Here is a 12,897-nt window from a genome sequence, read left to right as displayed (position 1 = left end):
CTCCTTGGGACCGGGGCGCCGTGTGCGCCCGACACCCCTATGACGCGCTCGCCGGGAAAACTCATCGCTCGGCGGCGGTCAGAGCGTCATCGGCAGCCCGAACGCGCCGAACAGGTGGGGCTCGAAGGTGGTGATCTCGGCGATCCGGCCCTCCTCGATCCGCAGTACGTCGATGAGCTGGGCCCTGAAGACGCTGGTCCCGGGCCGTCGCAGGTACCCGGCGACCGCCAACTGGCCGTTGGCCCGCACGGGCAGGTGCCGCCAGTGCCCGGCGAACATGGGCGACTCCGGCTCCAGATTCGGCCGTACGAACGCGAACAGCGCGTCGCGGGAGGTGAACCAGAACGGGTTCGGAGGCATGGTGAGCACCGCGTCCTCCCGCACCAGCTCGATCATGGCGTCGATGTCGGTCCGGGCGGCCGCGTCCATGTAGCGCTGAAGCAGCGCCAGGTCCTCGGCGCTGGGCGCACCGGCCGACCAGTCCTCACGCCGGCCCGGCAGCGCCTGCCGCAGGGCCGATCTGCCGCGCTGGACGGCACTGTTCGCCGAGGTCAGGCTGGATCCCAGCAGTTCGGCGGTCTCCTGGGCCGACCATCCCGCGACATCCCGGAGGATCACCGCCGCCCGCTGGCGCGGCGGGAGCTGCTGGATGGCGGTCAGGAAGACCAGTTCGAGGGTCTCGCTCGCCACGGCCTGTTCGGCGGGCTCGTGCCGGTGCGCGGGGGCCTGCGGCAACTGGTCGTCCGGGAACGGCTGCAGCCACGGCATCCGCGGTGGCGGTGGCCCACCACCCGAGTCCATGCCGGGCACCGGTTCGTAGGGAGCCGGGCGCCGGTTGTGCCTGCGCAGGAAGTCCAGGCACACGTTGGTGGCGATCCGGTAGAGCCAGGCCCGCGCGTTGTCGACGCCCTCCAGCGTCTCCCTGGCCCGCCAGGCCCGCAGAAACGCCTCCTGAGTGAGGTCCTCCGCCTCGTCGTACGACCCGAGCATCCGATAGCAGTGCGCGCGCAACTCGCGGCGGTGCAGCTCGATGAGGGCGGTGAGGGTGTCGTCGGCCGAATACGACCTGCCGGGATTCGGCACGCCGGGATCCGTCACGTCGGGATTCGTCACGCCGGATTCCGTGACGCCGGGACCGGGCACGTCGGGATTCGTCACGCCGGCGGGTGTGACGAATCCCGTGTCGCCCGCGCCGCCCCCCGCGGCGCCATCGTGCCGATCCGCCCCCTGATGAGCCTGCCGCGCAAGACGCCGTAGCTGCGCGAACCGTGTCGACAGAGCCTCGACATCGGCGTGGAACGCGAGACCGGGGTTGAGCCGCACCCGCCCCAGCCGGTCCCCGATTTCGGAAACCAGCTCCCGGGCGGGTACATCGGCCGGTCGCCGCCGCTCCCGGTAGGCACGCTGACGACACGCCTGCGAGCAGTACGACGCGACCCGTCCCGGCCCGCCGTCACTCTCGATCGGGCCCCCGCAGACCTGGCAGCTCGCTGTCATGCCCACACGGTAGGGCCTGGGGCGGAAGGGGCGGTGCGCGTTCGGCCTACTGACCGCAGGCGCATCCCGCTGCCGCCGGGACGGCCTCGCCGGCCTCGCCGCTGTGGCCGGTGCAACAGCCGTCGCCGGGGGCGCCGGGGTCCGCGCTCTTGCCGAGCGTCCCGGCGTCGGCCTTGACGACGTAGACCTCCCAGGGCTCCTGGCCGGGGCCGTGGACCCACACCTTGTCCTGGAGGGCATAGCAGCAGGAGGTGTCGTTCTCCTCGAAGGTGGCCAGGCCGGCGTCCCTGAGGCGGCTGGTGGCGGCGGTGACCTGGTCGGTGGATCCGACCTCGACACCGAGGTGGTCGAGGCGGGTGTCCTGTCCGGGCTCGCCCTCGATCAGGACGAGCTTGAGCGGGGGCTCGGCGATGGCGAAGTTGGCGTAGCCCTCACGCCGCTTGGCCGGTTCGGTGCCGAAGAGCTTCGAGTAGAAGGTGATCGACGCTTCCAGGTCGCTGACGCGCAGGGCCAGCTGAGCACGGGACGTGACACGGGACATGACGGGTCTCCCATCTGCTTGCATTGATACCTGTCGATGCAACCTTGCGCGCTGGATCGAAAAACGTCAACATAGAAGCATGTCGAAGCAAGAACTTGTGGTGCTCGGACAGGAGGACCGGTCCGCCGCCTGCTGTCCAGGCCTGACGACCGCGCCCCTGGACGAGAACCGGGCCGTCGAGCTGGCGAAGCTCTTCAAGGCCCTCGGTGACCCGGTCCGCCTGCGGCTGCTGTCGATGATCGCCTCGCGGGCGGGTGGCGAGGTCTGCGTATGCGATCTGACCCCCGCCTTCGACCTGTCCCAGCCGACGATCTCGCACCACCTCAAGCTGCTCCGGCAGGCGGGCCTGATCGACTGCGAACGCCGGGGCACCTGGGTCTACTACCGGGTGCTTCCCGGCACCCTGGACCGGCTCTCCGCGTTCCTGACGACCACGCAGGCGGCAGAGGCCACGGTGTGAGCGCCTCGCTGGCACGGCGGGCCCTCGCCGAAGCCCTCGGCTCGGCCGCGCTGGTCGCGATGGTCGTCGGCTCGGGGATCCAGGCCACCGGACTGACCCAGGACGCGGGAGTACGACTGCTGGCCAACTCGCTGGCCACCGCCCTCGGCCTGGGCGTGCTGATCGCGCTCCTCGGGCCGGTCTCCGGCGCCCACTTCAACCCCGTCGTCACCCTCGCGGCCTGGTTCGCCGACCGCCGTTCCGAGGGCGGGACGAGCGGCCGGGACGTGGCCGCGTACCTGCCCGCCCAGACCGCCGGGGCGATCGGCGGCGCGATCCTGGCCGACGCCATGTTCGCCGAGCCCCTGGTGCACTGGTCCACGCGGGACCGCTCCTCCGGTCACCTGTGGCTGGGCGAGCTGGTCGCCACGAGCGGTCTCGTCCTGCTGGTCCTCGGACTCGGCCGGACCGGTCGCTCGCACTTCGCCCCGATGGCGGTGGCGTCGTACATCGGAGCGGCGTACTGGTTCACGTCCTCCACGTCGTTCGCCAACCCGGCCGTCACCATTGGCCGCGCCTTCACCGACACGTTCGCCGGCATCGCTCCCGCCTCGGTCGGCCCCTTCGTCGCGGCCCAACTGGTCGGCGCCGCAGTGGGAGTGGGGCTGGTCGCCGCGGTGTTCGCGAGGCCGGCGACCGCCCGCGTCCACACCGTCCCGGCCCGCGGCGAACCCGAACTCTCCGCCCCGGCATCTCCCTGACCGGCCTCCGCCCAGAAAGACTCCCGCCATGGCGATCTCCGCCGAACGTCCGTCCGTACTGTTCGTCTGCGTCCACAACGCCGGCCGCTCCCAGATGGCCGCGGCGTTCCTCACCCACCTCGCGGGCGACCGCGTGCAGGTGCGCTCCGCCGGGTCCGCGCCCGCCGGCACGGTCAACCCGGCCGTCGTCGCGGCGATGTCCGAGGCGGGCATCGACATCTCCGCCGAGGTGCCCAAGGTGCTCACCGTCGAAGCGGTCCAGTCGTCGGACGTGGTCATCACGATGGGCTGCGGCGACACCTGCCCGGTCTTCCCGGGCAAGCGCTACCTCGACTGGGAGCTCCCCGACCCGGCCGGACAGGACGTCGACGCCGTCCGCCCCGTCCGCGACGAGATCGAGCGGCGCATCCGCGGACTGCTCGACGAGATCGACGAGATCGGACCGACGGGCGGAGCGTGAGCGGGGCTGTGCTGGAGCGGCGGCTCGGCGTTTTCGACGCCGTCGTCATCGGGCTGGGCTCGATGGTCGGCGCGGGAATCTTCGTCGCGCTCGCACCGGCCGCCCGTGCGGCGGGTTCAGGGCTGCTGTTGGCACTCGCCGTCGCCGCCGTGGTGGCGTACTGCAACGCCACCTCCTCGGCTCGGCTGGCCGCACGTTATCCGCGGTCGGGCGGGACGTACGTGTACGGCCGGGAACGACTGGGCGCGTTCTGGGGGTACCTCGCCGGTTGGGGCTTCGTGGTGGGGAAGACCGCGTCCTGTGCGGCGATGGCGCTCACGGTGGGCTCGTACGTGTGGCCGGACCAGGCGCACGCCCTCGCGGTGGCGGCGGTGGTGGCACTCACCGCGGTGAACTACGTGGGCGTGGAGAAGGCGGCGTGGCTGACGCGGTCGGCGGTCGCCGTGGCACTGGCCGTGCTGGCCGCCGTGGTGGTGGCCTGTCTGACCTCCGGCGACGCCCGGTCCGGGCGGCTGGACATCGGCCCGGACGTGTCCCTGAGCGGTGTCCTGCAGGCGGCCGGCCTGCTGTTCTTCGCCTTCGCCGGGTACGCCCGTATCGCCACCCTGGGTGAGGAGGTGCGGGATCCGGCCCGGACGATCCCGCGGGCGGTTCCCCTCGCCCTGGGAATCACGCTGGTCGTGTACGTGGCGGTCGCCGTCTCCCTGCTGCTGGTCCTCGGGCCGGACGGGCTCGCCGCCGAGAGCGCCCCGCTGGACGCGGCGGTCCGGCAGGCGGGGGCGCCGGGGCTGGCTCCGGTGGTCCGGGTGGGAGCGGCGGTGGCCGCCCTCGGGTCGCTGCTCGCGCTGATCCTCGGCGTCTCGCGGACCACGCTGGCGATGTCCCGGGACGGCCATCTGCCTCATGCCCTCTCCGCCGTGCATCCACGGTTCAAGGTGCCCCACCGCGCCGAACTCCTGGTGGGGGCCGTGGTGGCGGTCCTCGCCGCCACCACGGACGTACGGGGCGCGATCGGCTTCTCCTCCTTCGGAGTGCTCGCCTACTACGCCGTGGCCAACGCCTCCGCATGGACGCTGACCGAGGAGGAGAACCGGCCCCCGCGCGCCGTCCCCGTGGTCGGGCTGACCGGCTGCCTGCTGCTGGCCTTCACCCTCCCCGCCACGTCGGTGGCCTGGGGTGCCGCTGTCCTCATGGCCGGGGCCGTGGCATACGCGGTGCGCCACACGCTCGCGGCGCGCGGGCGTCCGTAGGGCGTTCGATCACACCGCGCCGGCCGGCGACCTCAGACAGGGGCGCTCATCCGCTGCCGCCCCGCCTCGGCGAGGCGCGCCGAGCGGGTCCGGGTGCCGAAGACGGCGAGGACGACCGCGCCGAGCAGCCAGGAACCGGCGATGAAGTAGAAGACGCTCCGGTAGCCGTGGCCGTTGTAGAGGGCCGCGACGATCAGTGGACCGGCGGCGTTCGACAGCCGGCCCAGGCCGTAGGAGACGCTCGTTCCCAGGGAGCGGCTCCGCGTGTCGAAGAGCTCGGGGGAGTAGGCGTACGCGAGGGCGGTGTAGCCGCGTTCGAAGAGGTTCACCAGGAAGCCGAACACGATGATGAGGACCGGGTTGAAGGTGAGCCCGTACAGCAGACCGCACCCCGCGATCACCGTGCCGAAGGCGACCAGGCACCACTTGCGCTCGAACCGGTCGGTGACCAGGGACGCCAGATAGCAGCCGAGCGGTGCGCCGACCGTGCTCAGGGCGACGTAGAAGACGGACTTCTCGACGCTGAAGCCCTCCTTGGCCAGCAGGGTGGGTGCCCAGCTCGAGTAGCCGAAGAAGCCGATGGTCTGGGTCGTCCACAGGACGGTGAGCAGCAGCGTCGGGAGCAGGTACTTCTTCCGCAGGAGCAGTCGCAGCGGCGCCTTCGTCGAGGGCGCTTCCTCGACAGGGGGCGCGGGCTCGGGAAGGGGGCCCTTCTCCGCCGCGACGCCGGTCTCGATCTCCCGCAGGACCGCGTCCGCCGCCGCGTGCTCTCCCCTGCTCTCCAGCCAGCGGGGCGATTCCTTGAGGTGCCGGGTGAACAGCACGAGCAGGATGCCGAGGGAGCCCCAGAGGTAGACCAGCCGCCACGACCAGTCGTTGAGCGGTACGACCGCGCTGGCGATGAGGTTGGTGACGGGCGTACCGCAGATGCCGATCGTGATGGCGTACGCCTGGTACTTGCCGCGGATCGCGGACGGGTACATCTCGTTGACGTAGACGACCCCCACGACGGTCATCGCCGAAAGGCCCGCCGAGGTCAGGACGCGGAACACGCCGAGCGACACGAGGTCCCAGGAGAACACCGCGGCGAACGAGGAGACGCCGAAGAACAGCGTCGTCCACAGCAGCGCCCGTTTGCGGCCCCACCGGTCGGCGATGGACCCGGCGACGATCGCCCCGACGAACATGCCGACGAACGAGAGCGAGGTGACGTAGGCGATCTGGTCGACCGTCACGCCCCACAGCTTGATCAGTTTCGGCGCGGTGGTGGCGAAGCTGTTGATGTCCGCGAACTCGAAGAAGTAGGCGAAGGCGACGGCGAGCAGGGTGACTTTGTGGAACCGGGAGACCGGAAGCCGGTCCAGCCGGTTCAGCGCGTTGGCGTGTTGCATGAGCGGCCCTTGTCGAAGTCGGGGAGAACTCGGGGGAAACAGGGGAAAGTTGGGGACGTCAGAAGGGTTCGCCGGGCCAGTACAGGCCCATCGGGTTGGCGACGAGGAGCTTGTGCCGCTGCTCGTCGGTGACCGCCACCCGCGGCAGGTGGTCGACGAGGAGTCCGTCGTCCGGCATGTGGCCGGTGAGGTTGGGGTGCGGCCAGTCGGTGCCCCACAGCACCCGGTCGGGGAACTCCTCGACGACGCGGCGGCCGAAGGGGACGACGTCGGTGTAGGAGCGGCGTTCGCCGTCCAGTGCCGGCGGTCCGGTCACGCTGAGCCGCTCGGGACAACTCACCTTCACCCAGACGTCGTTGTCCTCGACGAAGCGCAGGAACCGGGCGAACTGCGGCCCGTCCACCGGCTGGGTCACGTCCGGCCGTCCCAGGTGGTCCACCACCAGCGGAACGGGCAACGACCGTAAGAATCCCTCCAGTTCGGGCAGGTCGACGCTCTCGAAGTAGAGGACGACGTGCCAGCCCAGCGGGGCGACCTTCTTGGCGATCGTGCGCAGGTCGTCCTCGGGCGAGGTGTCGACCAGCCGCCGTACGAAGTTGAAACGCACGCCGCGCACGCCCGCCGCGTCGAGTTCGAGCAGTTCGCTCTCGTCGATGTCCGGACGGACGGTCGCGATGCCGCGTGCCCTGCCGCCGGCCGACCGTACGGCGTCGACCATGGCGGAGTTGTCCGCGCCGTGGCAGGTGGCCTGCACGATGACGTTGCGGGCGACGCCCAGGTGGTCGCGGAGACCGAACAACTCCTCCTTGCCGCCGTCGCAGGGCGTGTACTTCCGCTCCGGCGCGAAGGGGAACTCGGCCTGTGGTCCGAAGACATGGCAGTGGGCGTCGACGGTCCCCGGCGGCAGCCGGAAGGCCGGTCTGGACGGGTTCCGGTACCAGTCGAGCCAGCCCGGTGTCCTGGGGGCGTTCGGGTGTCCGCTCACGCGGCTCACCGGCCCTGGCGCTTCAGCAGGGCGTCCAGGCGGGGGTACACCGCGCGGGCGTTGTGCTCCTGGACCGCCGCCAGGTCGTCCGCGGGCAGCTTGGCGGCCTCCGCGTAGCGACGGGTGTCGTCGAAGTGGTGGCCGGTGCACGGGTCGATGTCACGGACGGCGCCGATCATCTCCGAGGCGAAGAGGATGTTGCGGGCCGGGATGACGTCGTAGAGGAGGTCCGAGCCCGGCTGGTGGTAGACGCAGGTGTCGAAGTAGACGTTGCCCAGGACGTGTTCCTCCAGCGGAGGCTTCCCGAGCGCCATCGCGAGGCCCCGGAAACGGCCCCAGTGGTAGGGGACGGCGCCGCCGCCGTGCGGGATCACGAAGCGCAGGGTCGGAAAGTCGGCGAACAGGTCACCCTGGACGAGCTGCATGAACGCCGTGGTGTCGGCGTTGAGATAGTGCGCGCCGGTGGTGTGGAAGGCGGGGTTGACGCTGGTGCTGACGTGGATCATCGCCGGGATGTCGTACTCGGCCAGCTTCTCGTAGAGGGGGTACCACGAGCGGTCGGTGAGCGGCGGGGCGGTCCAGTGGCCGCCCGAGGGGTCCGGGTTGAGGTTCACCGCGACGGCGCCGAACTCCTCCACGCAGCGGGTGAGTTCGGGGACGCAGGTGGCGGGGTCGACGCCGGGCGACTGCGGAAGCATCGCGGCGGGCACGAAGCGCTCCGGGTACAAGTGGCTCACGCGATGGCAGAGTTCGTTGCAGATGGCGGCCCAGGTGGCCGAGGTGTCGAAGTCCCCGATGTGGTGGGCCATGAACGACGCGCGGGGCGAGAAGACCGTGACGTCGATGCCGCGCTCGTCCATCAGCCGCAGCTGGTTCGGCTCGATGGTCTCGCGCAGCTCGTCGTCACTGATGCGCAGCTCCGCGCGGGCGGGGGCGGCGGCCGGGTCGGCAAGGGAGGCGGTCTGCCGGGTGCGCCATGCCTCCAGGGCCGGCGGGGCGGTCGTGTAGTGGCCGTGACAATCGATGATCATTGAGGCGTCCTTCGCAGACTGCTGGGTGCCACGCAGCCTGGCTCCGCCCGCACCGGCGATGGAGCGGCCCGGACGCAGAACTAACCTCCCCTTAACACTCCGGCGGTCACCCGGTCCGTGTGGTCTACATTCGGATGCGGAGCGAGTCTGAAGGGAGGTGGGCAGGGTGCAGATACTGCTGGCCGAGGACGACGACGGTGTCGCCGCGGCGCTGGTGGAGGTCCTGTACGACCATGGACACGTCACCAGGAGGGTTCGGTACGGCAGGGACGTGCTGACCTACCACCGCAGCTCCGACCTGCTGATTCTCGACCTGGGCCTGCCCGACACCGACGGTCTGGACGTGCTGCGCGCCCTGCGTGCGGTGAGCGGCATGTCGGTGGTGGTGCTCACCGCACGCGGCGACGAGCGCTCGGTCGTGCGCGGTCTGCGCCTCGGCGCCGACGACTATCTGGTCAAGCCCGTACGTCTCGCCGAACTGCTCGCCCGCATCGACGCCGTCACCCGGCGCAACGCCGTGCGGAGCGCTCCCGCCGTACGTACGGTCCGTGCCGGGGACGTCGAGGTGGACCTCGGCGCGCGCCGGGTACGGGCCGGCGGGGCGGAGGTCGAGCTGACCACCAAGGAGTTCGACGTCCTCGCCGCGCTGGCCAGGCGGGCGGGCACGGCGGTCAGCCGCGAGCAGCTCCTGGACGAGGTGTGGGGCGACGCCCACCACGCCGTGTCCCGCTCCCTGGACGTCCACCTCACCCAGGTGCGCGCCAAGCTGCGCCGACCCGAACTGCTCACCACGATCCGGGGCTTCGGCTACCGCTTCGGAGAGCCCGGGGACGAACGGGATGTACGGGACGCCCGGGTTGCGCGGGACGCCCGGGACCTCCGGGACTGAGGAGCCGACGCGTGCGCACCCGGGTCCAGGCCGCTCTGCTCCTGTTCGTCGTGATCGCGGTGGCCGCGTTCGCCGTACCGCTGCTGCTGTTCACCGCGTCCGACCGCACCCAGCAGCTCGTCCTCGCCCGCAGCGCCGACCTCGACCGCTTCGCCTCGCTCATGGACCAGGCCGCGGCGAGCGGCGACACCTCGGCCGTCACCGCCGAGGCGCGCCGCTTCACGGAGCTGTACGGGGAGCCGCTCGTCGTCACCGACACACGCCGCCGCCCCGTCGTGCAGACCGGCGGTATGCGGGCCGCCGATCCCGCCGTGGCCCGGCTGCTCGACGGGGCGCTGCGCAACCAGACCGCGCGTCCCGCGCGCTCGCTGCGCCCCTGGTCACGGGGGTACCGGATGTTCGCCGAGTCCGCGGGTACCGGGACCCGGGTCTCCGGGGCCGTCGTGCTGCGGGCCTCGGTCGGGACCGCGGTGGAGGACATCACCCGGCGCTGGGCCCTCGTCCTCGCCGGGACAGCCCTGGTCGCCGTCGCCTGCGCGGTCCTCGCCCGGGGCGCGACGGAGTGGGTGGTCAGCCCGCTGCGCCGCCTCGACCGGGCCGTCGGCCAGCTCGCCGCGGGACTCCCGCCCGAACAGAGCCGGGCCGGCGGTCCACCCGAACTGCGCCAGCTCGCGACCGGCTTCAACCGCATGGCGAGTACGGTCACGGCGGCCCTGGAACAGCAGCGCAGACTCCTCGCCGACACCTCGCACCAGATGCGCAACCCCATGGCCGCGCTCCGGCTGCGCGTCGACGCCCTGCACTCCCACCTGCCCGCGTCCGCCGACCGCACGTACACCGGCGTCACCACCGAGCTCGACCGGCTCGAGACCCTGCTCGACGGCATGCTGGCCCTGGCCGCCGCGGAACACCGGGCCGGGGAGCTGACCGTGACCGACGGCTCCGACGCCCGCTGCGACGCGGCGGCGGTCGCGGCCGCCGCGTACCGGCTGTGGGACCCGGTCGCCCGCCGCGCCGGCGCCCACCTCACGCTCCGGGCCGCGCCGGGCCCGGTCATGGCCGCCTGCACCGACCACGAACTCGCCCAGATCACCGACATCCTGCTCGACAACGCCATCAACTACGCCGGCGACAACGCCGAGATCTCCCTGCGCTGCACCACCGAAGGCCCCCACGCGGTCCTCACGGTGACGGACAACGGACCGGGCCTGACCCCCGAGGAGATCGCCCAGGCCACCACCAGATTCTGGCGCTCGGGCCGCCGACGCCACGACGGCACGGCGGGTACGGGCCTGGGGCTGGCCATCGCCGAACAACTACTGGCGGGGCGAGGCGGCCACCTGGAACTGGTGTCGGCGCGACCGCGCGGGTTGCGGGGGAGGGCGGTGGTGCCGGGGGGTGGGGTCGACGGGGTCGACGGGTCCGGTGGGGTCGCTGGGTCCGGCGGGTCTGCTGGGGTCGACTGGTCCGCCCGGGTCGACGGGACCGACGGGGTCGATGAGATCGCTGGGTTCGCCGGGGTCGCTGGGTTCGCCGGGGTCGCTGGGTTCGCCGGGGTCGCTGGGACCAGCGGGGTCGACAGGACCGACGGGACCGCCGGAGCCGACAGCGGCGGAGGTGCGCCATGACCCGCCGCGCTGGCCCGCACCCGCACCCGCACCCCCGCCTCACCCCCCACCCCGTAGACCGCCGCAGCCTTCTCCACGCCGCCCTCGGCTCGGTGGCCGTCGCTGTGCTCGGTGGTGCGCTCACGGGTGACGCCTCCCGGCAGCGTCCGGGGCCGAGCGGTGTCCTGCGCTTCGCGACCGGGGAGCCCACGGCGTTCTACGAGGCGTTCGGCCGCGGCCTCGCCGCGGAACTGACGGCGGCGTACCCCCGCCTGAGCTGCCGCATCCGCACCACCGCCGGCAGCGTCACCAACATCGAGCTGCTCCGCGACCGCCGTGCCGATCTCGGACTCGTCCTCACCGACACCGCGCGGGCCGCCCAGGACACCGGCCTCTTCCCGCGTCCGGTGCCGCTGTGCGCGATCGGCAGGGTGTACGAGACCTACCTCCAGTTCGTCGTCCGCGCCGACTCGCCCGTGCGCGCCGTGTCCGACCTGGCCGGGCACCCCGTCTCGCTCGGCGCGGCCGGATCGGGCGCGGCCGTACTCGGCGAACGGATCCTGCACGCCGCGGGCCTGTCCCCCGGCACCGACGTCCCCGTCCTGCACCTCCCGCTGGCCGACGCCGCCGACGCGATGCGGGCGGGCTCGGTCGACGCCCTGCTCGTCGCGGGCGGCGTACCCCTGCCGACCCTCACCGATCTCGACGACGACCCCGGACTGCGGTTCCTGCCGCTGGCCGGACTGCTGTCCCGGCTCGGCGGCCGCGACGGCCTGGCCGGGGCAGGCCTGGAGGAGGTCTCCCTGCCGCAGAGCGCGTACCGGACAGCGGGGGGAGTCGCCACCATCGGCGTGTCCAACCTGCTGGTGTGCCGCCCCGACCTCCCCCGCGGCGTCACGGAAGCGCTCACCCGCCTGCTGGTCCTGCGCGCGACGGCCCTCGTTCCCGACAACGCCGTCGGCACCCAGTTCCTCGACGTCGGCAGCCTGATCGGCACGGGCAGCATCCCCCTGCACCCCGGGGCGGTCGCCGCGTACCGCTCGCTGCACGGCTGAGCCCGCGGGCCCGGCCACGGTGAGCAGCGTGGAAACGGCGGCAACGCCGAGGACCACCGCGTAGGGCGGTACCCGCCCCGGGCGGGGGCTCAGCGCACCGGGAAGCCGAAGGAGTAACCCTGCTCCCTGAGTTGGGGAAGGATCCGGCGCAGGGCCTCGACGGTTTCGGAGCGGTCGCCTCCCGCGTCGTGGAAGAGGACCGTCGGCCCGTTGGGCAGTTCCCGCTCGACGCTGGCGACGATGGCGTCCGTGCCCGGCTGCTCGAAGTCCTTGGTGTCCACGTTCCAGCCCAGCGGGCGCATACCGCGGGACGCGGCGAGCTTGCGGCTGTACGGGGTGAAGGCCCCGCCGGGCGCCCGGTAGTACATCGGTCGTACGCCCCCGGACGCCTCGGTGATCATGCGTTCGGCGTCGAGGATCTGCTGCGACTGGTAGGCCTGGGTCTTCTTGTCCATGGTGGTGTCGTGCGACACCGAGTGGTCGCACAGCCGGTGCCCGGCCGCGACCACCGCCTTCACGAGGTCCGGGTGGGCCTGCGCCTGCGTCCCCACCATGCAGAACGTGGCCTTCACCCCGTACTCCCGCAGTACGTCGAGCACTTGGGGGGTCCACACGGGGTCGGGGCCGTCGTCGATGGTGATGTTGACGCCGCGCGCCCCCTTGTCCGAGGCGTGCGCGATGGTCACCGCGACCGGCTCGACGTCACCGCCCGGCCCGGCCGACGCGCTCCCCTTCGGCGACGAGCCGCCCACGGCACCGGCCTGCGCGGTCCACACCGAGGCACCGGCGGCGAGCAACGTCACCCCGAGCGCCGTGCCGAGCACCTTGCCGTACCAGCCCCGCCGTCCACCGTGCCGTGCCATGTCCGCCCCGCTTCCCCGCAGTTACTCGCCGATGCCCCGGTCACCCTGCGACCACCTGGCAGGACGAGTGACGGCGGCCACCGGATGCGTCCGTTACCGATCAAGGACAATCCCGGAGTGGTTTCCTG

13 protein-coding genes are annotated in these 12,897 nt (G+C 72.2%); 7 read left to right on the top strand and 6 right to left on the bottom strand.

Features of this window, described 5'->3' with window-relative positions:
• Positions 1-78 precede the first annotated feature (78 nt).
• Positions 79-1,497: an RNA polymerase subunit sigma-70 gene (locus tag ACIBLC_RS13370; protein WP_399211014.1), complete on the bottom strand. Its 1,419-nt coding sequence runs from the start codon at positions 1,495-1,497 to the stop codon at positions 79-81.
• Between the two features lie 46 nt (positions 1,498-1,543).
• Complete coding sequence (locus ACIBLC_RS13365) at positions 1,544-2,038, bottom strand: ArsI/CadI family heavy metal resistance metalloenzyme (protein WP_399211013.1); 495 nt, start codon at positions 2,036-2,038, stop codon at positions 1,544-1,546.
• A gap of 79 nt (positions 2,039-2,117) precedes the next feature.
• On the opposite strand from ACIBLC_RS13365, the gene ACIBLC_RS13360 reads away from it, so the two are divergent.
• The 4 genes from ACIBLC_RS13360 to ACIBLC_RS13345 are packed head-to-tail and all read left to right on the top strand — an operon-like array spanning position 2,118 to position 4,948.
• Positions 2,118-2,498 carry an ArsR/SmtB family transcription factor gene (locus ACIBLC_RS13360; protein WP_399211011.1) on the top strand — a complete coding sequence of 127 codons (381 nt, stop codon included), beginning with the start codon at positions 2,118-2,120 and terminating at the stop codon, positions 2,496-2,498.
• Complete coding sequence (locus ACIBLC_RS13355) at positions 2,495-3,238, top strand: aquaporin (protein WP_399211010.1); 744 nt, start codon at positions 2,495-2,497, stop codon at positions 3,236-3,238. The genes ACIBLC_RS13360 and ACIBLC_RS13355 overlap by 4 nt, the downstream gene beginning before the upstream one ends.
• Positions 3,239-3,266: 28 nt before the next feature.
• On the top strand, positions 3,267-3,698 hold the full coding sequence (locus ACIBLC_RS13350) for an arsenate reductase ArsC (RefSeq protein ID WP_399211009.1): 432 nt from the start codon (positions 3,267-3,269) through the stop codon (positions 3,696-3,698).
• Entirely contained in the window at positions 3,695-4,948 is a 1,254-nt protein-coding gene (locus tag ACIBLC_RS13345) for an APC family permease (protein ID WP_399211008.1), read from the top strand. Before ACIBLC_RS13350 ends, ACIBLC_RS13345 begins: the two co-directional genes overlap by 4 nt.
• A gap of 32 nt (positions 4,949-4,980) precedes the next feature.
• Here the strand turns inward: ACIBLC_RS13345 and ACIBLC_RS13340 are convergent, their stop codons facing one another.
• The 3 genes from ACIBLC_RS13340 to ACIBLC_RS13330 are packed head-to-tail and all read right to left on the bottom strand — an operon-like array spanning position 4,981 to position 8,355.
• Positions 4,981-6,339, bottom strand: coding sequence for an MFS transporter (locus tag ACIBLC_RS13340; RefSeq protein WP_399211007.1), 1,359 nt, complete (start codon positions 6,337-6,339; stop codon positions 4,981-4,983).
• Between the two features lie 58 nt (positions 6,340-6,397).
• Complete coding sequence (locus ACIBLC_RS13335) at positions 6,398-7,324, bottom strand: amidohydrolase family protein (RefSeq protein ID WP_399211006.1); 927 nt, start codon at positions 7,322-7,324, stop codon at positions 6,398-6,400.
• Positions 7,325-7,329: 5 nt separating this feature from the next.
• Positions 7,330-8,355: an amidohydrolase family protein gene (locus tag ACIBLC_RS13330; protein ID WP_399211005.1), complete on the bottom strand. Its 1,026-nt coding sequence runs from the start codon at positions 8,353-8,355 to the stop codon at positions 7,330-7,332.
• A gap of 166 nt (positions 8,356-8,521) precedes the next feature.
• Between ACIBLC_RS13330 and ACIBLC_RS13325 the strand changes: the two genes are divergently transcribed.
• The 3 genes from ACIBLC_RS13325 to ACIBLC_RS13315 are packed head-to-tail and all read left to right on the top strand — an operon-like array spanning position 8,522 to position 11,906.
• Positions 8,522-9,244, top strand: coding sequence for a response regulator transcription factor (locus ACIBLC_RS13325; protein ID WP_399211004.1), 723 nt, complete (start codon positions 8,522-8,524; stop codon positions 9,242-9,244).
• An 11-nt stretch (positions 9,245-9,255) separates the two neighbouring features.
• A complete protein-coding gene (locus ACIBLC_RS13320) occupies positions 9,256-10,872 on the top strand; it encodes a sensor histidine kinase (protein WP_399211002.1) in 1,617 nt (538 codons plus the stop codon).
• On the top strand, positions 10,869-11,906 hold the full coding sequence (locus ACIBLC_RS13315) for a TAXI family TRAP transporter solute-binding subunit (protein WP_399211001.1): 1,038 nt from the start codon (positions 10,869-10,871) through the stop codon (positions 11,904-11,906). The genes ACIBLC_RS13320 and ACIBLC_RS13315 overlap by 4 nt, the downstream gene beginning before the upstream one ends.
• 89 nt (positions 11,907-11,995) lie before the next feature.
• Here ACIBLC_RS13315 and ACIBLC_RS13310 read toward each other — a convergent pair whose 3' ends face one another.
• Positions 11,996-12,769 (bottom strand): polysaccharide deacetylase family protein, encoded by a 774-nt coding sequence (locus ACIBLC_RS13310; protein ID WP_399211000.1) that lies wholly within the window; start codon positions 12,767-12,769, stop codon positions 11,996-11,998.
• Positions 12,770-12,897 lie beyond the last annotated feature (128 nt).

The sequence above is a fragment of the Streptomyces sp. NPDC050535 genome (genome assembly GCF_044457665.1).
In the GTDB taxonomy this organism is placed as follows: domain Bacteria; phylum Actinomycetota; class Actinomycetes; order Streptomycetales; family Streptomycetaceae; genus Streptomyces.
Note: the sequence above shows the minus strand (reverse complement) of the source record. Positions and strands in the feature narration are given on the sequence as shown.